Annotated in this window: 34 protein-coding genes; 15 read left to right on the plus strand and 19 right to left on the minus strand. The window is 65.7% G+C overall.

The annotated features are described in order from the left end of the window. Together EPO41_RS24975 and dnaJ are read left to right on the plus strand one after the other, a co-directional pair. Nucleotides 1-508, plus strand: a 508-nt coding sequence (locus EPO41_RS24975; protein WP_296331369.1) for an Hsp70 family protein, incomplete at its 5' end; no start/stop codon positions are given. An 83-nt stretch (nt 509-591) separates the two neighbouring features. Then, nucleotides 592-1,716 carry a molecular chaperone DnaJ gene (dnaJ, locus tag EPO41_RS24980; RefSeq protein ID WP_296331752.1) on the plus strand — a complete coding sequence of 375 codons (1,125 nt, stop codon included), beginning with the start codon at nt 592-594 and terminating at the stop codon, nt 1,714-1,716. Between the two features lie 253 nt (nt 1,717-1,969). Here the strand turns inward: dnaJ and EPO41_RS24985 are convergent, their stop codons facing one another. The 6 genes from EPO41_RS24985 to EPO41_RS25010 are packed head-to-tail and all read right to left on the minus strand — an operon-like array spanning nt 1,970 to nt 7,340. Further along, nucleotides 1,970-3,334 (minus strand): Gfo/Idh/MocA family oxidoreductase, encoded by a 1,365-nt coding sequence (locus EPO41_RS24985; RefSeq protein WP_296331371.1) that lies wholly within the window; start codon nt 3,332-3,334, stop codon nt 1,970-1,972. 22 nt (nt 3,335-3,356) lie between these two features. Continuing rightward, a complete protein-coding gene (locus tag EPO41_RS24990) occupies nt 3,357-4,157 on the minus strand; it encodes a phytanoyl-CoA dioxygenase family protein (protein ID WP_296331374.1) in 801 nt (266 codons plus the stop codon). Between the two features lie 45 nt (nt 4,158-4,202). Continuing rightward, nucleotides 4,203-4,874, minus strand: coding sequence for a GntR family transcriptional regulator (locus EPO41_RS24995; RefSeq protein ID WP_296331377.1), 672 nt, complete (start codon nt 4,872-4,874; stop codon nt 4,203-4,205). 40 nt (nt 4,875-4,914) lie between these two features. Continuing rightward, complete coding sequence (locus EPO41_RS25000; protein ID WP_296331753.1) at nt 4,915-5,937, minus strand: glycerophosphodiester phosphodiesterase; 1,023 nt, start codon at nt 5,935-5,937, stop codon at nt 4,915-4,917. Further along, a complete protein-coding gene (locus tag EPO41_RS25005) occupies nt 5,825-6,772 on the minus strand; it encodes a M48 family metallopeptidase (RefSeq protein WP_296331379.1) in 948 nt (315 codons plus the stop codon). Before EPO41_RS25005 ends, EPO41_RS25000 begins: the two co-directional genes overlap by 113 nt. Nucleotides 6,773-6,785: 13 nt before the next feature. Further along, a complete protein-coding gene (locus EPO41_RS25010) occupies nt 6,786-7,340 on the minus strand; it encodes a LemA family protein (protein WP_296331381.1) in 555 nt (184 codons plus the stop codon). A gap of 64 nt (nt 7,341-7,404) precedes the next feature. Between EPO41_RS25010 and EPO41_RS25015 the strand changes: the two genes are divergently transcribed. Further along, nucleotides 7,405-7,872: a nuclear transport factor 2 family protein gene (locus EPO41_RS25015; RefSeq protein ID WP_296331384.1), complete on the plus strand. Its 468-nt coding sequence runs from the start codon at nt 7,405-7,407 to the stop codon at nt 7,870-7,872. Nucleotides 7,873-8,003: 131 nt separating this feature from the next. Here the strand turns inward: EPO41_RS25015 and dapD are convergent, their stop codons facing one another. Continuing rightward, complete coding sequence (gene dapD, locus EPO41_RS25020; protein ID WP_296331385.1) at nt 8,004-8,843, minus strand: 2,3,4,5-tetrahydropyridine-2,6-dicarboxylate N-succinyltransferase; 840 nt, start codon at nt 8,841-8,843, stop codon at nt 8,004-8,006. Nucleotides 8,844-8,887: 44 nt separating this feature from the next. On the opposite strand from dapD, the gene nudB reads away from it, so the two are divergent. From nudB to EPO41_RS25045, 5 genes are read left to right on the plus strand one after another with little or no spacing between them, the layout of a single operon-like run. After that, the gene (gene nudB / locus EPO41_RS25025; RefSeq protein ID WP_296331388.1) at nt 8,888-9,328 is read left to right on the plus strand and encodes a dihydroneopterin triphosphate diphosphatase; all 441 of its coding nucleotides are present in this window, start codon (nt 8,888-8,890) and stop codon (nt 9,326-9,328) included. A 31-nt stretch (nt 9,329-9,359) separates the two neighbouring features. Then, entirely contained in the window at nt 9,360-9,590 is a 231-nt protein-coding gene (locus tag EPO41_RS25030) for a hypothetical protein (protein ID WP_296331390.1), read from the plus strand. After that, complete coding sequence (locus EPO41_RS25035; RefSeq protein ID WP_296331391.1) at nt 9,587-9,979, plus strand: type II toxin-antitoxin system VapC family toxin; 393 nt, start codon at nt 9,587-9,589, stop codon at nt 9,977-9,979. Before EPO41_RS25030 ends, EPO41_RS25035 begins: the two co-directional genes overlap by 4 nt. Beyond that, nucleotides 9,976-11,364, plus strand: coding sequence for an MFS transporter (locus EPO41_RS25040; protein ID WP_296331392.1), 1,389 nt, complete (start codon nt 9,976-9,978; stop codon nt 11,362-11,364). Before EPO41_RS25035 ends, EPO41_RS25040 begins: the two co-directional genes overlap by 4 nt. Before the next feature lie 10 nt (nt 11,365-11,374). Next, complete coding sequence (locus EPO41_RS25045) at nt 11,375-11,692, plus strand: YdhR family protein (RefSeq protein WP_296331393.1); 318 nt, start codon at nt 11,375-11,377, stop codon at nt 11,690-11,692. Between the two features lie 139 nt (nt 11,693-11,831). Here the strand turns inward: EPO41_RS25045 and EPO41_RS25050 are convergent, their stop codons facing one another. Together EPO41_RS25050 and EPO41_RS25055 are read right to left on the minus strand one after the other, a co-directional pair. Further along, nucleotides 11,832-12,314, minus strand: a complete 483-nt coding sequence (locus EPO41_RS25050) for a VOC family protein (RefSeq protein WP_296331394.1) — start codon at nt 12,312-12,314, stop codon at nt 11,832-11,834. 10 nt (nt 12,315-12,324) lie between these two features. Continuing rightward, nucleotides 12,325-13,032 carry a DUF1428 domain-containing protein gene (locus tag EPO41_RS25055; RefSeq protein WP_296331395.1) on the minus strand — a complete coding sequence of 236 codons (708 nt, stop codon included), beginning with the start codon at nt 13,030-13,032 and terminating at the stop codon, nt 12,325-12,327. Between the two features lie 61 nt (nt 13,033-13,093). Here EPO41_RS25055 and EPO41_RS25060 point away from each other — a divergent pair, with 61 nt between their 5' ends. Beyond that, nucleotides 13,094-13,540 (plus strand): MarR family transcriptional regulator, encoded by a 447-nt coding sequence (locus EPO41_RS25060; protein ID WP_296331396.1) that lies wholly within the window; start codon nt 13,094-13,096, stop codon nt 13,538-13,540. Between the two features lie 4 nt (nt 13,541-13,544). Here EPO41_RS25060 and EPO41_RS25065 read toward each other — a convergent pair whose 3' ends face one another. Then, nucleotides 13,545-14,471 (minus strand): AEC family transporter, encoded by a 927-nt coding sequence (locus EPO41_RS25065; RefSeq protein WP_296331398.1) that lies wholly within the window; start codon nt 14,469-14,471, stop codon nt 13,545-13,547. A gap of 81 nt (nt 14,472-14,552) precedes the next feature. Between EPO41_RS25065 and EPO41_RS25070 the strand changes: the two genes are divergently transcribed. Further along, nucleotides 14,553-15,485: a LysR family transcriptional regulator gene (locus EPO41_RS25070; RefSeq protein ID WP_296331400.1), complete on the plus strand. Its 933-nt coding sequence runs from the start codon at nt 14,553-14,555 to the stop codon at nt 15,483-15,485. On the opposite strand, the gene nth is transcribed toward EPO41_RS25070, so the two are convergent. Next, the gene (nth, locus tag EPO41_RS25075) at nt 15,460-16,098 is read right to left on the minus strand and encodes an endonuclease III (protein WP_296331402.1); all 639 of its coding nucleotides are present in this window, start codon (nt 16,096-16,098) and stop codon (nt 15,460-15,462) included. The two genes, EPO41_RS25070 and nth, sit on opposite strands and share 26 nt — an antisense overlap. A gap of 22 nt (nt 16,099-16,120) precedes the next feature. Between nth and EPO41_RS25080 the strand changes: the two genes are divergently transcribed. Continuing rightward, nucleotides 16,121-16,609, plus strand: a complete 489-nt coding sequence (locus EPO41_RS25080; RefSeq protein WP_296331403.1) for a DUF2244 domain-containing protein — start codon at nt 16,121-16,123, stop codon at nt 16,607-16,609. A gap of 176 nt (nt 16,610-16,785) precedes the next feature. Here EPO41_RS25080 and dapB read toward each other — a convergent pair whose 3' ends face one another. Continuing rightward, nucleotides 16,786-17,583 (minus strand): 4-hydroxy-tetrahydrodipicolinate reductase, encoded by a 798-nt coding sequence (gene dapB, locus EPO41_RS25085; RefSeq protein WP_296331406.1) that lies wholly within the window; start codon nt 17,581-17,583, stop codon nt 16,786-16,788. A gap of 57 nt (nt 17,584-17,640) precedes the next feature. On the opposite strand from dapB, the gene EPO41_RS25090 reads away from it, so the two are divergent. Further along, a complete protein-coding gene (locus EPO41_RS25090) occupies nt 17,641-17,910 on the plus strand; it encodes a DUF3303 family protein (protein WP_296331410.1) in 270 nt (89 codons plus the stop codon). 29 nt (nt 17,911-17,939) lie between these two features. Continuing rightward, nucleotides 17,940-18,341, plus strand: a complete 402-nt coding sequence (locus EPO41_RS25095; RefSeq protein ID WP_296331413.1) for a GFA family protein — start codon at nt 17,940-17,942, stop codon at nt 18,339-18,341. 124 nt (nt 18,342-18,465) lie between these two features. Here EPO41_RS25095 and EPO41_RS25100 read toward each other — a convergent pair whose 3' ends face one another. The 5 genes from EPO41_RS25100 to EPO41_RS25120 form a co-directional block, all read right to left on the minus strand. After that, complete coding sequence (locus tag EPO41_RS25100; protein ID WP_296331414.1) at nt 18,466-19,242, minus strand: DUF3800 domain-containing protein; 777 nt, start codon at nt 19,240-19,242, stop codon at nt 18,466-18,468. Nucleotides 19,243-19,264: 22 nt separating this feature from the next. Continuing rightward, nucleotides 19,265-19,810, minus strand: coding sequence for a hypothetical protein (locus EPO41_RS25105; RefSeq protein WP_296331417.1), 546 nt, complete (start codon nt 19,808-19,810; stop codon nt 19,265-19,267). Further along, entirely contained in the window at nt 19,807-20,127 is a 321-nt protein-coding gene (locus EPO41_RS25110; RefSeq protein WP_296331419.1) for a PadR family transcriptional regulator, read from the minus strand. The genes EPO41_RS25105 and EPO41_RS25110 overlap by 4 nt, the downstream gene beginning before the upstream one ends. A gap of 92 nt (nt 20,128-20,219) precedes the next feature. Further along, on the minus strand, nt 20,220-21,680 hold the full coding sequence (locus tag EPO41_RS25115) for a M81 family metallopeptidase (RefSeq protein ID WP_296331421.1): 1,461 nt from the start codon (nt 21,678-21,680) through the stop codon (nt 20,220-20,222). Between the two features lie 2 nt (nt 21,681-21,682). Next, entirely contained in the window at nt 21,683-22,276 is a 594-nt protein-coding gene (locus EPO41_RS25120) for a DNA-3-methyladenine glycosylase I (RefSeq protein ID WP_296331422.1), read from the minus strand. A 16-nt stretch (nt 22,277-22,292) separates the two neighbouring features. Here EPO41_RS25120 and EPO41_RS25125 point away from each other — a divergent pair, with 16 nt between their 5' ends. After that, nucleotides 22,293-23,012 carry a haloacid dehalogenase type II gene (locus EPO41_RS25125; RefSeq protein WP_296331423.1) on the plus strand — a complete coding sequence of 240 codons (720 nt, stop codon included), beginning with the start codon at nt 22,293-22,295 and terminating at the stop codon, nt 23,010-23,012. Nucleotides 23,013-23,094: 82 nt separating this feature from the next. Here the strand turns inward: EPO41_RS25125 and EPO41_RS25130 are convergent, their stop codons facing one another. Next, the gene (locus EPO41_RS25130; protein WP_296331425.1) at nt 23,095-24,507 is read right to left on the minus strand and encodes an amidase; all 1,413 of its coding nucleotides are present in this window, start codon (nt 24,505-24,507) and stop codon (nt 23,095-23,097) included. A gap of 8 nt (nt 24,508-24,515) precedes the next feature. Beyond that, nucleotides 24,516-24,710, minus strand: a complete 195-nt coding sequence (locus tag EPO41_RS25135) for a hypothetical protein (protein ID WP_296331426.1) — start codon at nt 24,708-24,710, stop codon at nt 24,516-24,518. Between the two features lie 138 nt (nt 24,711-24,848). Here EPO41_RS25135 and EPO41_RS25140 point away from each other — a divergent pair, with 138 nt between their 5' ends. Then, nucleotides 24,849-26,453, plus strand: coding sequence for an ABC transporter substrate-binding protein (locus EPO41_RS25140; RefSeq protein WP_296331429.1), 1,605 nt, complete (start codon nt 24,849-24,851; stop codon nt 26,451-26,453). Nucleotides 26,454-26,468: the final 15 nt, after the last annotated feature.

Raw genomic sequence — 26,468 nt, forward strand, 5'->3', positions numbered from 1 at the left:
CGGCATCGTGCAGGTCTCGGCCAAGGACAAGGCCACCGGCAAGGAGCAGCAGATCCGCATCCAGGCTTCGGGCGGCCTCAGCGAGGCCGACATCCAGAAGATGGTGAAGGACGCCGAGCTGCACGCCGAGGAGGACAAGAAGAAGCGCGAGCTGATCGACGCCCGTAACCAGGGCGAGGCGCTGGTCCACTCGACCGATAAGCACCTGAAGGAATACGGCGACAAGGTGAGCCCCACCGAGAAGGCCGAGATCGAGGGTGCGCTCGAGGGCCTCAAGACCGCTCTGGCGGGTGAGGACGTCGAGGCGATCAAGGGCAAGACCAACGACCTGACCCAGGCGGCGATGAAGCTCGGCGAGGCCATGTACAAGGCCCAGCAGGCCGAGGCGCAGGCCGGTGCGGGCGCCGCGGGCGGTGCCTCCGGCGGCGCGACCGATGCCAAGGGCGAGAAGGTCGTCGACGCCGAGTTCGAGGACGTCACCGACAAGAACAAGAAGACAGGGTCCTGAACCGGGACATCCTGAAAGGCAAGGCGGCCTCCCGCGCGAGCGGGAGGCCGACCTGTAAGGGGCGAGTAGGGGCTGCGTAGATCATCATGTCGCAAGACTTTTACGAGCTGCTGGGTGTCAGCCGCACGGCCAGTGCCGACGACATCAAGAAGTCGTACCGCAAGCTCGCGATGCAGTACCATCCGGACCGCAACGACGGTAACGCGGAAGCGGAACGGAAGTTCAAGGAAATCAACCACGCCTACGACATCCTGAAGGACCCGGAGAAGCGTGCGGCCTACGACCGCTACGGACCGGCGGCCTTCGAGGGCGGCGCGGGGCCCGGCGGACCGTTCCAGGGTGGGCAGGGCTTCGATTTCGGCTCGGTGTTCGGCGACATCTTCGAGGAAATGTTCGGCGCCGGCGGCCAGCGCGGGCGCGGCGGACGGGCCGACATGCGCGGCCAGGACCTGCGCTTCAATCTCGAGATCACGCTGGAGCAGGCCTACGCCGGCACCGAGGCCACGGTGCGCGTGCCGAGTTCCGTTTCCTGCGAAGTCTGCCACGGCAGCGGCGCCGAAGCCGGCTCCAAGCCGCAGCAATGCCCGACCTGCCAGGGTCGCGGGCGCATCCGCGCGCAGCAGGGTTTCTTCACCGTCGAGCGCGCCTGCCACACCTGCCACGGCGCGGGCCAGGTGATCGACAAGCCGTGCAAGAACTGCGGCGGCCAAGGCCGCGTGCGTCGCGAGAAGACGCTCAAGGTCAACATCCCGGCCGGCGTCGAGGACGGCACGCGCATTCGCCTCACCGGCGAGGGCGAGGCCGGCGCGCGGGGCGGTCCCGCCGGCGACCTCTACGTCTTCCTTTCGGTGCGCCGCCACCAGCTGTTCGAGCGCGAGGGTGCCGACGTGCATTGCCGCGTGCCGATCTCGATGGTGCAGGCGACCCTGGGCGGCAACATCGAGGTGCCGACGCTCGACGGCAAGATGGCGCGCATCAACATCCCCGCCGGCGCGCAGGGCGGCCACCAGTTCCGCATGCGCGGCAAGGGCATGCCGATCGTGCGCTCCAGCCAGCGCGGCGACATGTACATCGAGATCAACGTCGAGACGCCGACCAACCTCACCTCGAAGCAGAAGGAACTGCTCAAGGAATTCGAGAAGGCCGGCAAGACCAGCCCCGAATCCGAAGGCTTCTTCAGCAAGGTGAAGGAGATGTTCGGCGGCTAGAGTCTTTCCGCGCGAAGCAGAATCGGCTTCCTCCTCATTCAGATGGGGAGGTGGCGCCGTCATACGGCGACGGAGGGGTCAGGGTGTGTGCCGACGAGCATGACCCCATCGCCCCGTATGACGGGGCACTTCCCCATCTGAATGGGGAAGAAACCGATTCCGAAGTCTGACGCTTCAATCCACGTCGGCAAGACTCTAATCCGGCCGCCGCATGAGCCCGTCACAGGGCTCATGGGCACGCGAGCGATGCTTCCTACTGGGCCGCGATCTTCGACGCCGCCGGTGCGAAGTCGCGTTCCATCTCGCGGCGCAGCTTCACCGCGGTCAGCGACTCGTCCATCATCACGTCGGCATAGGTCAGCGACTGGCCGGCCTTGATCGGCTTCACCAGCTTGACGTTGTGCGCGAGGCCGAGCGGCAGGCTGCCGAGGCCGGTCGACTTCTCAGACGGGAACAGCTTGCCGTAGACCGTGTAGCCGCCCTCGCCGTCCAGCATCTCGCCGGGCTTGAGGTCGCGCTTGGCGGTGGCGATCACGTCGGCATGGAAGCCGATCGCCGTACCGGTCGGCTCCTTGCGCAGCCCGATCGAGGCGACCGACATCCCGACCTCGAGGCCGATCAGGTGCCAGCGCTTGTACATGACGGAGTACCGGCCGCTCGGGTCGGTCTGCAGCATGTACTCCTCGAAGCAGTTCTTCTGGTACTCGGTGCCCGCCTCGAACACGACCCAAACGCCCTTGCGGATCTCGTAGGGGATGGCGCGCCCGTCCTTCTCCAGCGACGAGGCCACCTCGACCTGGCCCTTGTGGTGGAGCTGGCCGCCCTCGGAGATCGGCCGCATCACGAAGGGCAGGTCCTCGACAGAGCACGGCGGAAAGGCGAGCCCGTCCGGCGCCGGCGTGAGGCCGGTGGCGTTGGCCACCGCGGTGCTCTCGATGGCGGGCTTGGAGCCGTCGAGGAACGAATTGAACATCTTGGGGTTCAGGCCGCCGCGCTTCGCCTGCTCCTCGTTGAGGCCCCAGTACTTCCACACCGTTTCAGGCGTCGACTGCGCAAAGTGCGGCAGCCACTTGTGGCCGCGGCCGGCCGCCGTCACCTCGAAGCCCGACGTGCGCGCCCAGTCGACCAGCTCGCAGATCAGCGCCGGCTGGTCGCCATAGGCCAGGGAGTAGATCACGCCTGCGGCGGCGGCGCGCTTGGCCAGCAGCGGGCCGCAGAAGGCGTCGGCCTCGACCGTCACCATCACCACGCTCTTGCCGTGACGGAAGGCTTCGAGCGCATGCTCGACAGCGGCGATCGGGTCGCCGGTCGATTCGACGATGATGTCGATCTCGGGATGGCTGACCAGGGCGCGCCAGTCGTCGGTGAGATGGGTGCTGCCATGCTTGCGCGCATCGGCGAACGAGGTCGCCGACGTCACGTCGGGCTTCCAGCCGAGCCGCGCCAGGTTCTCGCGCGCACGGTCGGGCGACAGGTCGGCGATGCCGACAAGATGAATGCCCGGCGTCGTCGGGATCTGCGACAAGTACATCGAGCCGAACTTGCCGGCGCCGATCACACCGATGCGCAACGGATTGGCTTCGGCGGCGCGCGCCAGAAGCATGCGATGGAGACTCATGTTTTCCTCCGGAGTGTCTTGATTATTCCGCCGCGGCCTTGCGGTTGACGGCGCGGATCACCGCATCGTCCTCCCAGGCGTCGACCGGCGTGAAGTCGCGGTGCGCGATGTATTCCGGCCGCTTGAACCGGCGGATCGCGTTGCTGACCGCGTTGTAGGTCACGTAGATGATCTGGCGATCCCACGGCGACAGGTTGGGCGGGCTGCCATGGACCAGCGTGCCGTGGAAGAAGATCGCCGAACCGGGGCCGCCCTTGGGCGAGACGATGCCGCCCTGGTCGACCAGCTTGGCGATCGTGTCGTTGTCGATCGTCCACAGCGGATAGGAGGTCGTGGTGAGGTCGTGCTTGGCCTCGATCGCACCCTTCTTGTGGCTCTTCGGGATGAACCAGAGCGGGCCATTGAACTCGTTCACCTCGTCGATGAACACCGCGAGGTTCATGGCGCGCGCCTCGGGCATGTCGTCGTCGGCCTTCCAGGTGCCGTAGTCCTGGTGCCATTGCCAGACGTCGCCGTCGAACGCGGCCTTCCCGTTGATCTTGAACTGGTGGATGTAGGTCTTGTCCTTCAGGAGCTGCTCGGCCGGCTCCACGAAGCGCGGATGGTGGATCAGTGCCTCGAACACCGGATGATAGGTGTGGACCGCGAAGGCGGTGCGCACCACGTCGCCCGTCTTCTCGCGCACGTTCTCGGGACGGCGCTGCGCGAAGACCTCGGGCACCGAGGATTTCAGGATTTGCGTCTCTTCCGGCGAGAAATAGTCGGGGAAGAAGAGATAGCCCTCTTCGTCGAATTGCCGGAGCTGCTCAGAGGTGAGCTTCATGGCGGTTCCTCCTTGGCTTTCTTTACTTCTTGGTAAACGCCGTCTTCAGGCGGCGCGGGAAATCACGGCCTTCAATCGTCCCGTCAGAATGCCGGCCATCTGCTCGGCATGGCCGCGGCACAGCGCTTCGGCCTCGGCGGCCTGCCCGGCTTCGAGCGCGCGCAGGATGGCCTCGTGCTCGTCCCAAACGCTGACCCGCAGATCCTCCTCGCTCAAGGCGGCGGCCATCACCCGACGCAGATGCTGCCAGTGCGGCTGGGCGGTCTCGCCGATCACGGGGTTGCCCGAGGCTTCGTAGACGAACAGGTGGAAGTCGATATCGGCCTCGATCACCGACGGCACGTAGCCGCTCGCCACGGCGCGCCGGCCGACGTCGAGCAGGGCGCGGCCGCGCTGCACGAGATGGGGCGTATAGTTCGCAGCGGCGAGGCGGGCGGCGGCGCCGTCGAGGGCGGCGCGGACCACGTAGAGGTTGCGGGCCTGCTGCACGTCGAGCGGGGCGACGCACACACCCTTGCGGCCGGCGTCGATCAGGAAGCCCTCGCGACGCAGCAACATCATGGCCTGCAGCACCGGCTGGCGCGACACGCCGAACTGCTGGGCGATCTCCTCCTGGGTGATGCGGGCGCCGGCCTTCAGCTCGCCCGAGCAGATCGCCTCGAGGACGGAATCGTGGATACGCTCGGAAAGATCGGGCTCGGGCAAAATGGGACGCATGTTCTGTATACAGAACACAGGGGCGGCCCGAGTCAACCGCCTAGCGGGCTTTCAGGCCCTTTGAAGCGAGAATCTGCGCTCCCCGGTCCGGATAGTCGGTGATCAGCCCCTCGACGCCCAGGTCGATCAGGCGGCCCATCTCGGCCGGCGCATTCACGGTCCAGGGCACGACCTTGAGGCCGAGCGCCTGGGCTTCCTTCACGTTCTCGGCGGTGACGTTCCGCCAGAACGGCGACCACGTCGCGCAGCCCGCCGCCTTGGCGAGCCGGGGCAGCGAGCCGCTCTGCGCCGCCAGGTCGAGACCGCCCAGCCAGGGCGAGGGACGGCCGCTGCTGCGCTGGACGGTGTCGAAGTTGTTGCTCTCGATGCTGAGGCAGCCGGTGGCGATCTCGGGCGCCAGCTTCCGGACCTCGATCAGGCCGCGCCAGTCGAACGACTGCAAGGTGCTGCGGGCCTCCGCCTTCCCTTTGCGAATGCCCTCGACCGCCAGCCGAGCTAACGTGCCCGGGTCCAAAGTGAGGTCGGGTTTTCCCGGGTCTGTCTTGATCTCGATGTTGAAGCGCACGCCGGGGGCGGCCTGGGCGAAGAACTCGGCCAGGGTCGGGAAGCGCTGGCCGTCGACCGGCTTCTGCTCCGGAAATTGCTGGGCATATTTGCTGGCCGGGTTCACGCGACCGATGTCGTAGCGCTTCAGTTCGTCCAGGGTCAGCGTGCGGATGGCAGGGCCCGCCGCCGCGAGCCACTGCCCGTCCGGCCCGCGCGTCAGGGCGGGGTTGAGCTCCGGGTCGTGGCTGATGACGACGACGCCGTCGCGCGTCACCGCGAGGTCGGTTTCGAGGGTCGTGACGCCGAGATCCTGCGCCACCTTGAAGCCGGCCAGCGTGTTCTCGGGCGCCAGCCCGCGCGCGCCGCGATGGCCCTGCAGGTCGAAGGCCGCCGCAAGGCCGGCGCTAAGCGCCCAGATTGCGCAGGCGAGCGATGCGATCCGCGATATCGGGATGCGTGGCGAGAAGCGCCGGCGTCTTCGAGGTGAACTGGTTGATCGGGTTGACGATGAAGAGATGCTGCGTGGCACGGCTCACTCCGGGAAAGGGGGCCGCCTTCTCCGCGAGCTTGCCCAGCGCAGAGATGAGGCCATTGGGGTTACGCGTGAACTGCACGGATGTCGCATCGGCGAGATACTCGCGCTGGCGCGACACCGCCATCTGCACCGCCTTGGCCGCCAGCGGCGCCAGGATCGCGACCACCAGCAGGACGATGATCAGGATACCGCCGCCCGAGCTGCCCTTGCGGTCGTCGCTGCGCATCCGGCCCCAGTTCATCGTGCGCAGCGCCATGTCGCAGACCAGCGCGATCAGGCCGACCGTGACGCCGACCACGACCATGTAACGCGTGTCGAGGTTGCGGAGATGCGCCATCTCGTGCGCCACCACGCCCTGCAGCTCGTCGCGGCTGAGCGTGTTCAGCAGCCCGCGCGTGACGGCGATCGTGCCGTTGCCGATCCGGTTGCCGGTGGCAAAGGCGTTCAACGCGTCGGTCTCCAGCACCATGACCCGGGGCATCGGCACGCCCGCGGCGATCGAGATCTCCTCGACCACGTTGTAGAGCTGCGGCGCGTCCTGCTTCTCGATCGCCTTCGCGCCGGCCATGGACAGCACCATCCGGTCGCCCACCGCCAGCGAGATCGCGCTCCAGCCGACGCTCGCGGCCGCCATCAGGCCGGCGCCGGCGATGCCGAGTTGGCTGACCGCGGGCAGGGAGCCGGAGGATTCGCCTTCGAGCAGCGCGCCGACCAGATAGCCGACCAGGGCGGCCAGCGCCGTAAGCACCGCCAGCAGCACCATCGTGTTGCGGCGGTTCTGGTTCTGCGCGGCGACGAAATCGGTGGTGGCGCTCATGCGCCGCGGCCCCTCAGCGCAGCGCGACCTTCGGCACTTCGCGCTCGGCCTCCGGCATGTTGAACAGGTCCATCGGCCCGAAGCCCAGCGACGCCGCGGCCAGCACGGCCGGGAAGCTCTGGCGCCGGGTGTTATAGGTGTTCACCGAATCGTTGTAGAACTGGCGCGCGAAGGCGATCTTGTTCTCGGTGGTCGTGAGCTCCTCCTGGAGCTGCATGACATTGTCGTTGGCCTTGAGCTGCGGGTAGTTCTCCATCAGGGCGAACAGGCCGTGCGTCGCCAGGCTGAGCGCCGCCTCGGCCGGTCCGGCTTGCGCCGCGTTGCCGCTGGCCGCCACCGCGTTGTTGCGTGCCTGGATCACCTTGGTGAGCGTCTCCTGCTCGTAGCCCATCGCGTCCTTCACCACCTGCACCAGGTTGGGAATGAGATCGTGCCGGCGCTTCAGCTGCACGTCGATCTGGCTCCACGCCGTCTGTGCCTGGTTGCGGCCGCCGACGAGCCCGTTATAGACGGCGATCAGCCACAGGCCGATGGCGACGACGATGCCGAGGAAGATCCATGAGCTCATGTCCGTTCTCCTTTGCCGCGGCCGCCAGTCTAGTCATGATTAGGGCCGTTCGGGAGGAATAACGATGGATACGTCAGAGCTGCTGAAGGCTTTCTGCTCGGCGGTGGAGCGCCGCGACGGCAAGGGCTTCGCGAGCCTGTTCACCGAGGACGCCGTCTATCACGACGTGTTCTACGGCGACTTCAAGGGCCGGGAGCGGATCGCCGAGATGATCGACGACTGGTTCCATCGCACCGCGCACGAGTTCCGCTGGGACATGCACCGGCCGGTCAGCGACGGCAGGATGCTCTACGCCTACTACACGTTCAGCTATGTCTCGAAGCTCCCCGGCGCCGAGGGCAAGCGCGTCGGCTTCGAGGGCTGCTCGATGATGCAGCTGCGCGACGGCCTGATCCTCGACTATCGCGAGGTGGCCAATGTCGGCCCGGCCTTCGTCGAACTGGGCTTCGCGCCCGAACGCACCTCGAAGATCCTCGCCAAGGAGGGCGCGCATCTCAGGGCCCAGCCGGAGTGGAAGCGTCACACCGGCTGATAGCCGGATCATCCCTTCCCCTTTGCGGACTCCGCAAAGGGGAAGTGCCCTCGTCTTACGAGGGCGATGGGGTCATGACCCCTCCGTCGAGTAAGACGCGACACCTCCCCATCTGAATGGGGAGGAGAATCCTAATCGCGCAGCAGCTCGTTGATCGAAGTCTTGGAGCGTGTGCGCTCGTCGACGGTCTTCACGATCACGGCGCAGTAGGTCGAGGGACGGTCCGGGCCGCCGCCGATGTTGCCGGGCACCACCACCGAATACGGCGGCACCTTGCCGATGTGGATCTGGCCGGTCGAACGGTCGACCACCTTGGTGGTGGCGCTGATGAACACGCCCATCGAGAGCACCGCGCCGGTGCCGACGATCACGCCCTCGACGACCTCCGAGCGGGCGCCGATGAAGCAGTTGTCCTCGATGATCACCGGATTGGCCTGCAGCGGCTCGAGCACGCCGCCGATGCCGACGCCGCCCGAGAGGTGGCAGTTCTTGCCAATCTGGGCGCACGAGCCGACCGTCGCCCAGGTGTCGACCATGGTGCCGGTGTCGACATAGGCGCCGAGATTCACGAAGGACGGCATCAGCACGACCGACGGCGCGATGTAGGAGCCGCGGCGCACGATCGAGCCGGGGACGGCGCGATAGTTCGCCTTGGCGAAGCGGGCGGCGTCCCAGCCCGTGGTCTTGAGCGGCACCTTGTCGAACCAGGGCGCGGCGCCCAGGCCGGGGAACGAAGCGCCGCCGTCCATCGGCACCGAATCGTAGAGACGGAACGAGAGCAGCACGGCCTTCTTCAGCCACTGGTTCACGACCCATTCGTCGCCGAACTTCTCGGCGGTGCGATAGGTGCCGTCGTCGAGGCCGGCGATCGCCGTCTCGACCGCGTCACGGACCTCGCCCTTGGTGGCGCTGTTGACGCCGTCACGCGCTTCCCATGCGGCGTCGATGGTGGCCTGTAGCTGCTTGCTCATTGTTCCCTCGGAATTTTGCCGCCGGACCTTATATGCTGCTCGCGATGGCCTTCAAGCTCCCAGAATCGGTGCTGGTCGTGGTCCACACGCCGCGTTTGGACGTGCTCCTGCTGGAACGCACGGGGAGCGGCCTCTGGCAATCCGTAACGGGCTCGCGCGAACCCGACGACCCGGACCTCGAGGCGACCGCCCGCCGCGAGCTCAGGGAGGAGACGGGCCTCGCGGTCGGCACGCTTACCAATTGGCGGCAGACCAACCGCTACGAGATCTGGGCGCAGTGGCGAGCGCGCTACGCGCCGGACGTCACCCACAATGTCGAGCATGTGTTCGGCTTCCAGGTCGCCGAGCAGACCGTGGCGACCCTCGATCCGGCCGAGCATGTCGCCCAACTCTGGCTGCCGTGGCAGGCGGCGATGGAGAAGGTCTTCTCGCCGACGAACCGGGACGCGATCTGGCAGCTCCAGCGGCGGGTGCCGGCCCGTTGACATGTGCTGCACATGTGATTATCACTTTCGCATGTCGACTATGATCCAAATCCGCAACGTGCCCGACACGCTGCATCGCCGGCTTAAGTCGCGAGCGGCATTAGCCGGCATGTCCCTGTCCGACTATCTGCTGCAACAGATTCGTGAAGTGGCCGAACGGCCGACGATCGAGGAGATGCGCGCAAGGCTGGAACGACGTTCGCCGGTTCAAGTGTCGGTCGACCCCGTCCGTGCCGTCCGGGAAGAGCGCGATAACCGGTGATCGTCGTCGATGCATCGGTCATGGTTGCGCTTCTCATGCGTACTTCCGCAGCGCCTGCGATCGAGGCGCGCCTGTTCGGCGGCCGGCAGACGTTCCATGCCCCGGAGCTGATCGATGTCGAGGTCACGCAGGTCCTCCGACGATACTCGATAGCCGGGCAACTCGATTCCGAGCGCGGCCGGACCGTCATGTCCGATCTGATGGACTTCCCGATGAGGCGCCATCCTCATGGCGTTCTGATGCAGAGGGTGTGGGAACTGCGGCACAACCTCAGCGCCTACGATGCGGTCTATCTGGCCTTGGCCGAGTCTCTCGACGCGGTCTTGCTGACCGATGATCAACGTCTCGTCACTGCGACCCGCCGACATTCTTGGGTGCAAATTCTGTGAGCGAAAACGCAACGCCGCCCGTCCGTGAAGCCTCGAAGGTCGGCCAGTTCAGCTGGGCGCTGTTCGACTGGGCCAACCAGCCGTTCTTCACCATCATCACCACCTTCATCTTTGCGCCCTACTTCGCCAACGTGCTGGTGGGCGATCCGGTGAAGGGACAGTCGGCCTGGGCCTTCACGCAGTCGGCGTCGGGCATCCTGATCGCGCTGATGAGCCCGTTCCTCGGCGCCATGGCCGATGCCGGCGGCCGGCGCAAGCCGTTCATCCTCGTGTTCCAGCTCCTGCTGGCGGTGGGATGCGCCGGCCTGTGGTTCGCCTATCCCAACCGGCCCGATCTGATCCTGCCGATCAGCTGGGCGGTCATCCTGGCCACGGTCGGCGCCGAGATGTCGATCGTGTTCAACAATGCCCAGCTTCCCAACATCGTGCGGCCCGAGCGCATGGGCTGGCTGAGCGGTTTCGGCTGGGGGCTGGGCTACTGCGGCGGCCTCGTCTCGCTGTTCGTCGTGCTCGCCGTGTCGATGCCGGCGATGTTCGGCCTGGCGGCATCGAACGACCGGCCGCTGTTCGGCCTCGATCCCGAAAGCCACGAGCTGGAGCGCCTGGTCGGGCCAGCCTCGGCGGTGTGGATCATGATCTTCGTCCTGCCGATGTTCCTGTTCACGCCGGATTCCGCCGGCGCGCGGCGACAGCCGCTGCTCGTCGCCGCGCGGGAAGGCGGCCGCTCGCTGCTGTCGACCCTGAAGCGCATCCCGCGGTTCGGCAACGCGCTGCGCTATCTCATCGCCTTCATGCTCTACAATGACGGGCTCGCCGCGATCATCGCCTTCGGCGGGGTCTATGCCGCCGCGACCTTCGGCTGGAGCACGGTGACGCTCGGCATCTTCGGCATCATCCTGACCGTGTTTGCGATTCCCGGCGCCTTCCTGGGCGGGCGGCTCGACGACTGGATCGGCAGCAAGCGCACGGTGCAGCTCGCCATCGCCGGGGTGATCGTGGCGACCCTGGGCATCGTCGGCGTCACCGCCACGCACATCCTGTTTGTCGTCCCGGTCGATCCCATCAGCCCGACGCGCGGCCTGTTCGGGTCGGTTCAGGAAAAGACCCTGATGGGCTTCGCGCTGCTCCTCGGCTTCTGCATGGGCCCGATGCAGGCGGCCAGCCGCACCATGGTCGGCCGCATCGCGCCGCACGGCATGACGGGCGAGTTCTACGGGCTGTTCGCCCTGTCGGGGCGCGCCACCGCCTGGATGGCGCCGCTGGCCATCGGCATCGTCACCACCGCCACCGGCTCGACCCGCATCGGCATGGCCTGCGTTCTCTTCTTCCTGGTGCTAGGCTTCGTCCTGCTGTGGAGCGTGCGCGAAGAGCGTGCCCAGGCCTAGGGAGGATTCCATGATCACCGCCATCGTGAACTTCAAGCTGCCGGCCGATGTCGATGCGAAGAGAGCCGCCGAACTGTTCAAGGGCTCGGCGCCGAAGTATCGCGGCATGAACGGGCTGATCCGGAAATATTACCTGTTCGACGACGAGAACCGGATCGGTGGCGGGGTCTATCTGTGGAAGAGCCGCGCCGACGCCGAGGCGGTCTACACCCCGCAATGGCAGGCCTATATCGCCGAGCGCTACGGCGCCCCGCCCGACATCCGCTATTTCGAGACCGCCGTGGTCGTCGACAACGACAGCGACACGATCACCGCGGACGCGGCGTAGTAACCCACCTCATCCTGAGGAGCCGTGCGAAGCACGGCGTCTCGAAGGATGGGCAACACACGTGGTGCTCGTGCCCGCCCTTCGAGACGCGCTCCTGCGGAGCGCTCCTCAGGACGAGGACAATGTTCGACGCCAGGCCTTACTTGCCTCGACGGGCCGCCTCGATGCGGGCGACGTCGATCTTCTTCATGTCCATCATGGCCTCGAAGGCGCGCCTGGCCTCGTCGCCGCCGGCCGCCATCGCTTCGGTGAGCACGCGCGGCGTGATCTGCCACGACAGGCCCCATCTGTCCTTGCACCAGCCGCAGGCGCTCTCCTGGCCACCATTGCCGACGATGGCGTTCCAGTAGCGGTCGGTCTCCGCCTGGTCGTCGGTGGCGATCTGGAACGAAAAGGCCTCGGTCTGCTTGAACACCGGCCCGCCGTTGAGGCCGAGGCAGGGGATGCCGCAGACCGTGAACTGCACGGTCAGCACGTCGCCCTTCTTGCCCGACGGATAGTCGCTCGGCGCGCGATGCACCGCGGTCACCTTGCTGTCGGGAAAGGTCGCGGCGTAGAAGCGCGCTGCGTCCTCGGCGTCCTTGTCGAACCAGAGGCAGATCGTGTTCTTCGCAACGGTCATCTTCCCGGCCTCAGACGTCGAGGATCGGCGCGAAGCCGCCATAGATCATGCGCTTGCCGTCGAACGGCATCTGATGATCCTTCATGCGCTGGTCTTCCATCATCTTCTTCCAGCCCTCGTCGCGGACCTGCTTGGACGGCCATTCGACCCACGAATAGACGATCCTCTCGTCCTGCGTAGCCTTCACGGCACCCTTGTAATCGGTGACCTTGCCGTCGGGCACGTTGTCGCCCCAGGTCTCGACGACGCGCACCGCGCCGCAATCCTTGAACACGGCAGCCGCCTTGCGGGCCATGTCGAGATAGGCCTGCTTGTTGCCGGCCGGCACCGCCGCGAGGAACCCGTCGACATAGCCGGTCTTGCCTGTGTTGCGCTCGTCGAGGATCGGCGTGAAGCCGGCGACGATCATGCGCTGGCCGTCGAAGGGCATGTCCATGTCCTTCATGCGCGGGTCGACCATGATCTTTTGATGAGCCGTCTCGGCAACTTCCTTGCTGGGGAACTCGATCCACGAGAAGACCACCACCTCGTCCGGCTTGGCTTTCACCGCGCCCTTGAAGTCGGTGAGCTTGCCGTCGGGCACGTCGTCGCCCCAGGCCTCGACCTGGCGGGTGGCGCCGAATTCCTTGGCGATCGGTGAGAAGTCGGCGGCGGCCTTGCGATAGGCTTCCTTCTTGTCGGCCGGTACCGGCAATACGAATCCCTGTACGTAGCTCATCAGATCCTCCTCATCGGTGGTTGATTTCAGCGCGATGGGTTGATATCAACGTAATTGCATCATGTCAAAGAAACTGAACGCCTCATTCGAGACGACGTTGCACGTCTACGACCACTGCCTGTGTTTCGCCGCACAGCGTGCCGCGCGCGCGCTGGCACGCCGCTTCGACGAAGCCTTGTCACCCATTGGTCTCACCAGCGGCCAGTTCTCGCTCCTGACCTCGCTCAATCAGCCCGACCCGCCGTCGATGGGTTCGATCGCCGCGCTGCTGGTGATGGACCGCACCACACTCACCGCCAATCTGAAGCCGCTCGAGCAACGCGGCCTGGTGGAGATCGCCGTGGATGAGGCCGACCGCCGCGTGCGGCGGCTGATCCTGACGCCGGCTGGTCGCAAGGTCCTGCAGTCGGCCCTGCCGGTCTGGGTCGAGGTGCACGGCGAGATCGACCGGCTGCTGCCCGCCTCCGACGGCCGCACCTTGCGCCGCGGTCTGAGGGCGCTGGCCTGACACGTCAGGCGGCGAGGGCGCCGATCCCGGCCGCCACGAACGGCAGGGCGACCAGCGCGAAGAGCGTCTGCATCGCCGTGATGCCGGCCATCAGCGGCGCGTCGCCGCCGAGCTGGCGCGCCATGATGTAGGCCGAGGACGCCGTCGGCAGGGCCTGGAAGAGCAGGGCGATGACGAGGGCCGGTCCGCTCAGGCCCATGAGGGAGGCGACGAGCACGGTCATGACCGGCATGGCCAGGAACTTGATTGCCGACGACGTCGCGACCGGCGCCATCCAGCCGCGTACCGATCCGAATTCGAGGGCCGCCCCGACGCAGAGCAGGCCGAGCGGCAGCGATGCAGCACCCAACGCCCGCAGCGCCGGCTCGAGTCCGGCCGGAAGACTGAGCCCGAGCAGCTGGAAGCCGATGCCCGCGAAGGAGCCGAGCACCAGCGGGTTCGTCACCAGTTGCCGGGCGATGCCGCGGCCGCTCAAACGTGCGGCGCCGTGGCGGGCGAAGACCAGCACGCAGAGAATGTTGACCGTGGGCACGATGGCGGCGCTGCACAGGGCGGCCAGCGCGAGACCCTGCGCGCCGAACAGGCCGGCGGCCAGGGTCACGCCGACATAGTTGTTGAACCGGATGCCACCCTGGAAGATCGAGGTGAAGGACGGCCCGTCGACCCTCAGCACCGGCCGCAGGGCGACGAGCAGCGCGGCCACGGCGAGGATCGAGAGAATGAGGGTCGTGACGAGCTCGCGCGCCGGCAGCGAGTCGAGCTTGGCGGTGGCGAGACTGTGGAAGAACAGGCACGGCACCAGCACGTAGTAGCTGAGCCGTTCCGCCTGCGGCCAGAACCCGTCGGCGAGGAAGCGCAGGCGCCGCAGCAGCATGCCGAACCCGATCAGCAACACGATGGGCAGGAGGGCGAGGATCACGTCGGCGCTCATGGCGTGATCTGTACGCCGCCGGCGACCCTGAGCGAAAATTCTTAATACTCAATCGATCGATGACAAATTATCATCGATTGCATGTCGCTCCGCGCCCTCCGCACGCTGCAGGCCATCGCCCGCCATGGGTCCTTTGCCGGCGCCGGCAAGGCGGTCGGGCTGACCCAGTCGGCCGTCAGCCTGCAGGTGAAGGCCCTGGAGGAGGAGTTCGGCGCACCGCTGTTCGATCGCTCGCGGCGCCTGCCGGTGCTGACCGAAGCGGGCCGGATCGTCGTGGCGCGGTCCGCCGAGGTGCTCGCCCTCTACGACGACATCGCGGCCGCGCTGGGCGACGAGCGATCGCTCGCAGGCCGCCTCAGGGTCGGTGCCGTGCAGACGGCACTGGCCGGCGTGCTGCCCGATGCGCTGGTCGCCCTCAATCGCGCCCATCCGCGCGCCCGCGTCTCGGTGTCGGTCGGCCTGTCGGCGGAGATGGCCGAAAAGGTGGCAGCCGGCGAACTCGATGCGGCGCTGACCACCGAGCCGGTGCGGCCCTATCCGGCCGGCCTCGTCTGGACACCGCTCTACCAGGACCGTTTCTGGCTGTTCGCGCCGCCGGGCCAGGGCCAGCGCAGCGCCCGCGACCTGCTGCAGGAGCTGCCCTTCATCCGCTTCGACAGCAAAGCCTGGGCCGGGCGCGTGATCGACCGCGAGCTGCGGCGCATGCGGGTCGAGGTCCATGAGGAGATGGTGCTCGACAGCCAGGACATCATCCTGCGCATGGTCGAGAAGGGGCTGGGTGTCGCGGTTCTCGCGGTATCGGACGAGATCTTCGCCGGCCAGAAGCTCACCTGCCTGCCGTTCGGCGAACCGCAGCTCATCCGCAACATCGTGATGCTGGAACGCCAGGACCGCCGCGGCGGCCGCCTCGCCGTGGCGCTGGCCGAGGCCGTGAAGGGTGCCAAGGAAGCGGCCTCGGCCCCGAAGCGGTCGAAGGGCACTCGCAAGCCTAGGCCGCGACGGTCTTCCCCTTGAAGGTGCAGAGGTCGTTCACGACGCAGGCCGGACACAGGGGGGTGCGTGCCTTGCAGGTGTAGCGGCCGTGCAGGATCAGCCAGTGATGGGCGTGCAGCTTGTATTCCTCCGGCACGCGCTTCAGCAGCTTCAGCTCGACCTGCAGCGGATTCTTGCCCGGCGCCAGGCCGGTGCGGTTGCCGACGCGGAAGATGTGCGTGTCGACGGCGATGGTGGCCTCGCCATAGGCCACGTTCATCACCACGTTGGCGGTCTTGCGGCCGACGCCCGGCAGCGCCTCCAGCTCCGCGTGGGTGCGCGGCACCTCGCCGCCGTGCCGCTCGAGCAGGAGCCGGCTGAGCGCGATCACGTTCTTCGCCTTGGTGCGGAACAGGCCGATCGTCTTGATGTGGTCGATCAGCTTCGCCTCGCCCAGCGCCACCATCTGGGCCGGCGTCTTCACGAATTTGAACAGCGGCCCGGTGGCCCGGTTCACCCCGACATCGGTGGCCTGCGCCGAGAGCACGACGGCCACCAGCAGCTGGTAGACGTTGTCGTATTCCAGTTCCGTTTCGGGCTCGGGCATCGCCTTCTTGAGGCGTGCAAAGAACTCGGGGATGACGGCGGTCTTCATCAGGGCCATATAGTTCCATACCATGACCGAAGCGCCCGTTCCGGCGGTTCATTTCGCCACCTCGCTGAAGCCCTATCGCAGCCTGTCTGCGGACGGCTTCCGCTTCGTCATGCTGGGCGCCGTGGCCGCCAACCTGGTGATCGGCCTGCCCCTGTTCCTCATGGGCGCCTGGCCGGTCTTCGGCTTCATGGGCCTCGACGTCTTCCTGCTGTGGTGGCTGTTCCAGCGCAGCTATTTCGACGCAAGGCGCAGCGAGACGCTGACCCTGACCGACCGCGACCTGGTCGTGGTCCGGATCGCGCCCGATGGCGAGCGCGAGGAGCTGCGGCTCGATGCCTATTGGCTGAAGGTCGAGGCGACCGAGGAGCGCCTGGTCGTGACCTCGCGCGGCAACCGCGCCGTGATCGGCCGCTTCCTGGGCCCCGACGAACGCCTGCGGGTCGCCGACCAGCTTAAGCAAGCGATCGCCGAAATGCGCGCGCCCCGCTACGACCACGCCTGGGACGAATAGGCGACGCCTTCCGGAGTTCTTCGCCTCTTCCCCATTCAGATGGGGAAGTGCCCCGTCATACGGGGCGATGGGGTCATGCCTGTCGACGCCGCAGGGTCTGACCCCTCCGTCGGCGATGACGCCGCCACCTCCCCATTTGAATGGGGAGGAAAGTGATTCACTTCACCCGAAGGGCTCTACAGCCCCAGCACGTCCTTCATGCCGTAAAGCCCGGGCTTCTTTCCCTCCAGCCACTTGGCCGACGTCACGGCGCCCGCCGCGTAGGTCTCGCGGCTGAAGGAGCGGTGGCTGAGTTCCAGCCGTTCGCCGGCCGCCGCGAAATAGACCGTGTGCACGCCCACCTCCTCGCCGCCGCGCAGGGTGGCGAAGCCGATCTCGCCGCTCGGCCGCGCGCCGGTATGGCCGTCGCGGCTCTTGCGCCAGACATCCTCGAGCTGGACCTTGCGGCCGGCCGCCGCGGCGCGGCCGAGCGCCAGCGCGGTGCCCGAGGGCGCGTCGATCTTGTGGCGATGGTGCATCTCCAGCACCTCGATGTCGTAGCTGGGATCGAGCATCGACGCCGTCTTCTCGACCAGCGCCAGCAGGATGTTGACGCCCAGCGCCATGTTGGCCGCCCACATGATCGGCACCTTCGTCGCCGCATCCTGGATCAGCTTGGTCTGGATGGGATCGAGGCCGGTCGTGCCGATCACCATGGCGACGCCGTTCTCGCTGGCCACCTTGGCATGCGCCACCGTCGCTTCCGGCACGGTGAAATCGATCACGCACTGGGCGGCCCTGATCGCGGCAGCGCTGTCGTCGCCGATCAGCACGCCGTTCGGCTCGATCCCGGCCAGCTCGCCCGCATCCTTGCCCAGCGCCTTGCTGCCCGGCCGCTCGCTGGCGGCGGCCAGGGTCACGCCCTCGGTCCGTGCGATCTGGCGGACCAGCATCTGGCCCATGCGCCCCGAGGCGCCGACGACGGCGATCTTCATCTCGTTCCTCTTTCCATTGACTGGCCTAGACTAACGGACCGGAAGCGAGGGGAACACATGCTCTTCATGGTGGTCGAGAAGTTCAAGAACCAGGACGGCAAGGCCGTCTATCGCAAGCTGCAGAAGGGCCGCGGCCTGCCCGACGGCCTCGAGTTCGTCGCGAGCTACGTCACCGCCGATCTCGGCCGCTGCTTCCAGCTCATGCGCACCGACGACATCACGACCTTCCAGAAATGGATCGCCGACTGGCAGGAGGTCGTCGAGTTCGAGGTCGTGCCCGTCGTCGAAGGCAAGACGACGCGCGAGGCGCTGGAGCCGTTGCTATAGACAGAAGTTCCAACGCAGGAGAGCAGACGATGATTACAGGTGGCTGCCATTGCGGCGCGATTCGCTATCAGGCCGAGGGCGACGCCCTCCACCATGCGCTCTGCCATTGCACGGATTGCCGCCGGCATGCCGGCGCGCCGATGGTGGGCTGGACGATGTACCCGCAGGACGCGGTCAAGGTGACCAAGGGCACGCCCCGGGTCTACGCCTCGTCCGAGGATGGACGGCGGCACTTCTGCCCCGACTGCGGCACCGGGCTGTTCTACGACAATGCGAAGATGTTGCCGGGGCTCATCGACATCCAGAGCGCGACCTACGACGACCCGGACGCGGTCCCGGCGCAGGTCCATATCCAGGTCGCCGACCGGATCGGATGGATGAAGAACGCCCACGAACTGCCGGCGTTCGACCGCTATCCGCCGCAGCCGTAGGCGGGCGGATATTTCCAGGGAGCGGCTACCTTCGGCCAGAACAGTGTAGTTCGAGGTCGTTCCCGTCGTCGAAGGCAAGACGCGCGAGGCGCTGGAGCCGCAACTCTGAAGGATTGCTCCTTGGCTACGGTTCATGCGGCTCCACTTTCATTGCGGCGCTAATCCTTGCCGCCCGTGCCTCGAAGAAATCGCGATCAAGTGAGAAGCTGACTTGTTTTAAGCCCTTACGGGAACCGGGCATTGGTTGCGGCTTTTGGCCGTCTCGTTCCGCCTCGAGCGAGATCCGTTTCCAAGTTACTTGCATGTCTGCGGCCTGAAGAGGCAGCACTTCTTTATCGTCTTCCCAACGGGGAGAGTGCTTGAGGATCTGGGTTAGTATGTCTGGCGGATCGAGATTCGTTGAGTGCTTCAATGCATGGTCACGTAGAGCTTCCCATGCCTCTAGGACCTTCACCTTCTCCATCGCCTGATTGTCAAAAATGATATCAAGCCGCTCGCTAGGTAACTCGAAATTATGAAGGGCCCGCGCTAGTTCGGGCATCAGCGCAGAGACCGCTGTGTAATATGGATTGAGCCATCTCTTATCGAAGTTGGCGTGTGTTTCCTCAAGATGATCGACCCGGAAACTGATCGAGAAGCCAGAGATGTCAAAAAGTTCGATCACGCCGCGCATGATGCCCGCCCGCTCCATGCGAAGAGCCTCAGATGCCCCGTTAAACTCGCCCTCGCCTCTCAGGGCTTCCCTGAGTTTGAAGTACCTAATGCGTGAGCGCATTTCGAGGGCGCTTCGCCATTTTTCTGAGAAGCGAGTCCAAGTATCCGAGGTCGCAATGTAACCGCCCAGCACGAAGATGGGGGGTGAACCTTCTGATTTGCTGTCGTCGATGAATGCTTGGAGCATGAGCCTTCTATCGAGGAATTCGTTATGATCCTCGCCTCAGAAGAGAAATGAGCCTTTCGATTCTCATCCAGGTTCCGCCTACGGTTGCGTAAAGCACTTCCTTGACATAGTCGGTGGTTGCTACCCAAGGCCGGCCTGACCGCCCGAGCGTGTCATTGTAAGCTTCTTGCGCGTCACCGAGCACGGCGTCCCTCACGCGCGCGGGTAATAAAATTCGAAACACCAATTGCAGTATTGCAGGAGGCTCAGACGTATTGTTCGAATGCTCCATGGGCGCGGTCGGAGCGAACACAATTGCACCCGTCGCTTCTGCCGCCGTAACTCTGGCACTTGCGTTGATGGCTTCTGCTTGTCCCTTAAGTGCCCCGCCATAGGAGAACGAAGTTTGACGCAAGCCTGAGAGTATCTGGGTGGCGGGTAGGTATGAATATTTTGTCGGCACTTTGCCGGTTAGCAATCGGGCTCCAGCGCTGGGGTGCGATATGAATATGAGACCGATGGCTGGGATAGTGGCCTTATTTTTGTCGGCGCGCACCTTGTCCGAGTTATCTTTGTCTGAGGTGCTCAAGCGACGCCTCCCTGCAGCGCGACGGCGGAGTCACGCATTCGATCAAAAGACTCGAAGGTCTGCGCCAGGATGCGTTGACCTTTTCCGGTAATGGAAAAATATCGCTTCGCCTTTCCACCCCGCTCAGGTGTTGCTTCGCCTTCGCGCGACGTAACTAAGCCATCTTGTTCAAGGCGCGAGAGGATTGTGTATAGCCCCCCGAAACTTAGCTTCGTTCCCGTCTGCTCTTCAATTTCATTGCGGATTACAACGCCGTAAGCATCCCGAATTCGCCGCCGAATTGCGAGTAAAACTAGAACTTCGTTATGCGTGGGCATTCGATTTTTGCCAGCCACAGCCACCATCCGTTGGTCTGGCCATCCATTTAATCTGAAGTTCGGAATAAATCAATGATTTGATGGCTGAATTCTTACTTCCACGGATCCGCCACCTTCGGCCAGAACGGTGTCTTGCGCTTGGTGTAGGGCCAGCGGGTGACGTCGGGGTCGGCGGCGCCGGGGGTGGCGACGTAGAGGATCTCCTTCGCGACGCCGACGAAGCCGTTATAGAAATGCTGCGCGCTCTTCACGACGACGACGCGGTAGTCGGCGGGTTCGGCGCCGACCGCGCGGAAGGCGTCGGCGTGGAAGGTCTGGTTGCGGCGGGTGCAGATCGCGATGTCGACATGCTCCGACGACAACAGCGCCATGTCGCCCAACGGCGACATCACCGGCCCGTAGGGCTGGAAGACGTTGCGGGAGATCTTCTTCACCGTGACGTCGAGGTCGATCGGATCGCCGCTCACCGTGCCCGACTTGCCACCCAGCCGCATGCGGATGCGCGCACCCTCGCCCGCCTCCTCGGCGATCTGGAAGGCCATCGGGTCCCACATCACGCCGAACAGGGCCGGGCCGATCTCGCGTTCGACCAGCGCCTTCAGCACGAAGGTCGAATCGCCCGGCGCGCCCGAGCCGGGATTGTCGGCGCGGTCGGCCAGGACCAGCGGGCCCTGGTTGTGCGAGGCGGCGCGATCCATTGCCTCGTCGACGGTGAGGTACTTCGTGGCATAGCGCTCGCGATTGTCCCACAGCTCCTTGCCGAGCTGCTCGGCCAGCGCCTCGGCCTTCTTCATATCGCCGTCGGCCACCACCAGCGTGCGGGTGCCCACGTCCTCCACGTCGGCGAAGGAGAAGCCGTGGCTCAGCGACACCGAGAGGATGCCGTCCTTGCCCTCGAGGCTCTTCATGCGGACGACGAACTCGCTGATCGGCGGCACGGAGGTGCGGTACTGCGCGATCATGCGGCAGTCGTAGCGCGCCATAACCGGCTTCACCTTCCCGTCGACCGTGTCGGCGATGATGGCGAACAGCTCGGCCGCGCGCTCCATCGTGTCGGTGTGCGGGTATTCCTTGTAGCCCACCAGCACGTCGGCGCTGTCGAGCATCAGGGCGCTCAGGTGACAGTGCAGGTCGAACTCGGCACCGATCGCCACGTTGGGTCCGACGATGGCGCGGATGCGCGACAGGAGATCGCCTTCGCAGTCATCGTAGCCGTCGGCCACCATGGCGCCGTGCACGTTGATCAGCACCGCGTCGAGCGGCAGGGCGGCCTTTACGCCATCCAGGATCTCGCCGCGGAAATCCTCATAGACCTTGCGTACGGTGGTGCCGGAGGGTGCGGCAAAGGTCGAGAGGCCCTCGATCACGGTCCAGCCGCGCTTCTCCGTCTCCGTGCGCCAGACATGCACCGGCGCCGTGAAGTTGGTCGGCGCGTGCTTCGTGGCGTCGCCGTGCCAGATGCCATGCTCCTGGTAGCCGCGCAGGCCGGTCGGAAAGGGGACGAACTGGTTGGTCTCGGTCCCGAGGGCCGCGATGTACACACGCTTTGTCACGATTACTCCTTGGCGCAGTGGCAGCCCACGACATGGTCGTCGACCATGCCGGAAGCCTGCATGAAGGCATAGCAGATGGTGGAGCCGACGAACTTGAATCCGGCCTTCTGCAGCGCCTTCGACATGGCGTCGCTTTCCGGCGAGCGCGCCGGCACGGCTTTCAGGTCCTTCGGGCGATTCTTCTTCGGCTTGCCGCCGACGAAGCCCCACAGGAACTTCGCGAAGGAACCTTCGCGCTCCTGCAGCGCGAGATAGGCCTGGGCGTTGCTGACACTGGCGGCGATCTTGCCCTTGTGGCGGATGATGCCGGGATCGAGCAGCAGCTTCTCCAGCTTCGCAGGGCGATAGCGCGCGATCTTCTCCGGATCGAACCCGTCATAGACCTTGCGATAGTGCTCGCGCTTGCGCAGCACCGTGATCCAGGAAAGGCCGGCCTGGCAGCCTTCCAGGGTCAGGAGCTCGAACAGCGCGCGATCGTCGCGCAGCGGACGTCCCCATTCCGTGTCGTGGTATTCCTGGTAGAGCGGATCGTCGGAAACCCAGCCGCATCTTGGCTTGCCGTCCGCGCCGCTCACTCTATCGTGCTTCCAAACCATGTGAGGAAGCTACCCAATGTCCAAGGTCCCCGCCAATCTGAAGGTCTGCATTTTCGATGTGTTCGGCACGGTCGTCGACTGGCGCGGCAGCCTGATCCAGGATCTGCCCGCGCTCGGCAAGAAATACGGAATCGAGACCGACTGGACGAGCTTCGCCGACGACTGGCGTGGCCTCTACCAGCCGCAGATGGGCAGGGTGCGCAAGGGCGAGCTGCCGTGGACGCGCATCGACGATCTCCACAAGGAAGCCTTCGAGATGCTGCTGCAGAAGCGCGGCCTGAAGCATCCGGGCGAGGAGGGCGCGTGGGAGTTCACGCATCTCTGGCACAAGCTGCGGCCGTGGCCCGATTCGGTCGAGGGCATCGGCATGATGAAGAAGAAGTTCGTCGTGGCGACCTTGAGCAACGGCAACGTCGCGCTGCTGATCAACATGGCTAAGAACGGCGGCATCCCCTGGGACCACTGCTTCTCCGGCGAGACCTTCCATCACTACAAGCCCGACCCCGAAGCCTATCTCGGCGTGGTCGACAGCATGTACGTGAAGCCCGAGCAGGTGATGCTGGTTGCCGCGCACAACAACGATCTGGCCGCGGCGCAGAAGTGCGGCCTGTCCACCGGCTTCGTGCTCCGCCCCACCGAACACGGCCCGAACCAGAAGCGCGACCTCAAGGCCGAGGGCGAGTGGAACGCGGTGGGCACGTCGATGATCGATCTCGCGAAGAAGCTCGGGTGCTGAGCCAACGAAGGGCGTCTTCATCACTTCCACCTCTCCTCCGCTAGGGGGAGAGGAACATGACGATGGAGGATTTCAGCTCCCGTCAGAGTTGCGGGCGGCGCGAACGCCACGGCGTGGCGCGTTCGTAGGCGGCGCCGGCGGCGAGGACGCTGGCTTCGTCGAAGGGGCGGCCGGCCAGCTGGAAGCTGAGCGGCAGGCCGGCGGCATCGAAGCCGCAGCACACCGAAGCCGCGGGCTGGCCGGTGACGTTGAAGGGCATGCTGAGCGAGGGCTTGCCCAGGAAGTGGAAGATCGGCGCCGGATCCTCGAAGACTTCCGGCGGCCCCCACTGGTTGGCGGTCATCACGAGATCGTAGCCGCGCATCGCCGCGCGCGTGTCCTGCTGCAGCTTGCGGCGGAACCGCAGCGCCGAGATGTATTGCTCGGCCGACAGGAAGGCGCCGAGCTGGAAGCGCCGCCGCGTCGTGTAGCCGAACTTTTCGGGCCGCTCGATCACGTCGCGGCGATGGATGGCGTGCGCCTCGGTCGTGATGATGACCCGGCCGCAGATGTGATAGTCGCGGATGTCGGGGAACGTCACTTCCTCGACGATGGCGCCGAGATCGCGCATCACGCGCACGGCCTCTTCCATGCCCGCCGCCATGTCGTCGGAGAGCTTGCCGTCGGGCCCTTCGTACCAGCTCCGCGCCAGCGCGATGCGCAGGCCCTTGATCGGGCGTTGCGCCGCCGCGCCGTAATCGACCTTGGGCGCGCGCGCCGAGGCCTGGTCGTTGGGATCGTGCCCGGCCAGCACGTCGAGCATCAGCGCGCAGTCTTCCGTCGTCCAGGCCATGGGCCCGGCCGTGTCGAGGCTGAAGGAGAGCGGGAAGATTCCGCAGCGGCTGACCAGTCCATAGGTCGGCTTGATGCCGGCCGTGGCGCAATAGCCTGCGGGGTTGCGGATCGAGCCGCCGGTATCGGAGCCCATCGCGCCCATGCAGAGGGCGGCCGCGATCGCCGCACCCGAGCCGCTCGACGAGCCGCCGGGCTGATAGGCGGTGTTCCACGGATTGCGCACGGGCGGGAAGGGCTGGTCGGGCGTCATCGCCCCGTTGGCGAACTCGTGCGTGCCGAGCTTGCCCAGGATCACGGCGCCTGAATCCTTGAGGCGCCGCACCGTCTCGGCGTCGATGGCGGGCACGTAGTCGAGCTTGAGATGCGAATGGCCGGTCGTCTTGATGCCGGCTGTCTCGTAGATGTCCTTCAGCCCGATGGGAATGCCGTGCATCGGCCCGCGCCGCAGGCCGCCGCGCATCTCCATGTCGGCCTGGCGTGCGGCGTTCAGCGCGATGTCGGCGGTGACGGTGACATAGCTGTTGAGAGTGCGATCGATGGATTCGATGCGCGCCAGGAAGGCTTCGGTCAGGGCCGTCGCGGTGAGGTCGCCACGCGCCATCAGGCGGCCGGCCTCGGCGATGCCCAGTGTCGTGAGATCGCTCGTCGTCAAATCGGTCATGTGAAACTCTACTCGTCGGCGCGGAAGACTTGCGGCGGCTCGGCGGCCCACGCCCAGCGCTCGGGGATACGCTCCATCAGGCGGAGCAGGCCGACATAGCCCTTGTGCAGGTGGCCGATGTCCTCCTCGGTCAGGGTGAGACCGGTCAGCGCGGCGCGTGCCCGGAATTCCTCGAGCGTCGGCGCCTTGTTCGACGATGCCATTACATTCCTCCGCGACTGTTGATGCATGCAATCGACATGCCGCCTCACGCCTGGCGCGAACATGTTGCGTTGGCTTGGCCCTTGCATGACGGAACGGACAGCGTCTCGCGTCGGGACTGCCGAACCGGAGAGTGGTGAATGTTCAAACGTCTTCGCGTCACTGTCGCCGGCCTGGCGGTCCTCGCAGCGACGGCGACGCCTGCCTTCTCGCAGGGCACTCTGCGCATCGGCATGACAGCCGCCGACATTCCCTTGACGACGGGTCAGCCCGATCAAGGGTTCGAGGGTTTCCGCTTCGCCGGCTACACGATCTATGATGCGCTCGTGAACTGGGACCTGTCGAAGGCCGACACGATCGCCGACATCCGTCCCGGTCTCGCTTTGTCGTGGGCGCCGGTGGAGGGCGAGCCGACCAAGTGGATCTTCAAGCTGCGCGAGGGCGTCAAGTTCCACGACGGCTCGGACTTCGACGCCGATGCCGTGATCTGGAACCTCGACAAGGTGCTGAACGACAAGTCGCCGCAGTTCGACAGCAAGCAGCTCGCCCAGGTGCGCGCGCGCATTCCGACCCTGGTCGGATACAGGAAGATCGACAAGTACACGGTCGAACTCACGACACGCATCGTGAACTCGCTGTTTCCCTACGACATGTCCTACGTCTTCTATTCCAGCCCGGCGAACTGGGAGAAGCAGGGCAAGGACTGGAACAAGGTCGCCCTGAACCCGTCGGGCACCGGCCCGTTCAAGGTCGATCGCGTCGTGCCGCGCGAGCGCATGGAACTCTCCCGCAATGCCGACTACTGGGAAAAGGCGCGGGTGCCGAAGCTCGACAAGGTGATCCTGTTCCCGATGCCGGAGGCGGCGACCCGCACGGCGGCGCTGCTGGCGGGCCAGGTCGACTGGATCGAGGTGCCCGCCCCGGACGCCATTCCGCGCCTCAAGCAGGGCGGCATGACCATCGTCACCAACAAGTATCCGCACAACTGGGCCTACCAGCCCAGCATGGTCGAAGGCTCGCCCTGGACCGATATCCGCGTGCGCAAGGCGGCCAACCTCGCCATCGACCGCGCCGGTCTCAACAAGCTGCTCGGCGGCCTGATGATCGAGTCCAAGGGCCATGTCTATCCGGGGCACCCCTGGTTCGGCTCGCCCACCTTCGACATCAAGTACGACCCGGCGGCGGCCAAGAAGCTGCTGGCCGAGGCCGGCTACAGCGCGACCAAGAAGCCCAAGATCAGGATCGCGATCTCGACCTCGGGCTCGGGCCAGATGCTGCCGCTGCCGATGAACGAATACGTGCAGGAGAACCTGAATGCCGTGGGCTTCGACACCTCGTTCGAGGTGATGGAGTGGAACGCGCTGGTGAACTTCTCCTTCCAGCCAGCGACGGGCGAGAATGCGAAGAAGGCGGGCGTCAACGCCATCAACATCAGCCGCGCCACGGTCGATCCCTACTCGGCCTTCACGCGCCTGATGAACAGCAACTTCGTGACACCGGTCGGCGCCAACTGGGGCATCCTCAAGGACGAGAAGCTCGACGCCATGATCAACAAGGCGCACGCGAGCTTCGACAAGGCCGAGCAGACCAAGGCCCTGGCCGACGTGCACAGCTACGTCGTCGACCAGTCCTACTGGGTCTGGATCGCGCATGACCTCAACCCGCGCGCCATGAGCCCCAAGGTGAAGGGCTTCGTGCAGGCGCAGAGCTGGTTCCAGGACCTGACGCCGGTCGAAATCAAGTAGCTCACAGAAACTAAG

The organism is Reyranella sp., assembly GCF_004297265.1.
Lineage (GTDB): Bacteria > Pseudomonadota > Alphaproteobacteria > Reyranellales > Reyranellaceae > Reyranella.